Below are 625 nucleotides of genomic sequence, written 5' to 3'. Positions count from 1 at the left end.
GTTCCCAGGTTGCCGCCCAGTGTCGCGGCGTTGCGGATCAGGCGGGAGGCGAACTGCGGGAAGAGCTGGGCGAGGAGCGGCACGCGGCCGTCGAGGCGACGCTCGATCTCGGACAGCGTCAGCGCCGCACCGATCTCCAGTTCGTCGTGTGCCCAGCGCAGTTCGCGCAGCTCCGGCAAGCGGTCGATGGCGACGACGAGGGGCTCGCGTCGCCCCTTGAGGTTGACGTCGACACCGAAGTCGGTGGAACCGGCGACGAGGACGGGGGAGTCGTCGCCGGCGAGGAGATCGAGTACCTCGCTCAGGCCGGCAGGCCGGACGAACCGGCCCTGCGGGCCGGTGATCTCGGTGGGGGTCGCAGCGGGGGCCGCGGCGGTGCGACGGGCCGCGAGCGGATCATCGGGCGCGGGTTCGGAGGGAAGGCCGTACGCCGCGTCCCTGATCGGTCGATAGCCGGTGCAGCGGCACAGGTTCCCGGAGAGCGAGTGCAGGTCGAAGCCGTTCGGACCGTGCTCGTCGTCGTGGTCGCCGCACTCCCCGGCAGGGCCCCCGGACGGCGCCCGATCGGGGCGGTAGAACTCGGCGGCCATGCTGCAGATGAAGCCGGGCGTGCAGTAACCGCACT

General features: G+C 72.0%; 1 protein-coding gene. It reads right to left on the bottom strand.

Translation table 11 applies throughout. From position 1 onward, the window contains the following. Window positions 1-590 (bottom strand): FAD binding domain-containing protein (locus tag FK268_RS23270; protein ID WP_231707242.1); only part of this gene is annotated, 590 nt, incomplete at its 3' end. Between the last annotated feature and the right edge of the window lie 35 nt (window positions 591-625).

Origin of the sequence: Tsukamurella sputi, from assembly GCF_007858445.1 — a bacterium.
GTDB classification, from domain to species: domain Bacteria; phylum Actinomycetota; class Actinomycetes; order Mycobacteriales; family Mycobacteriaceae; genus Tsukamurella; species Tsukamurella sputi.
This window is presented reverse-complemented; position numbering and strand designations above follow the sequence as displayed.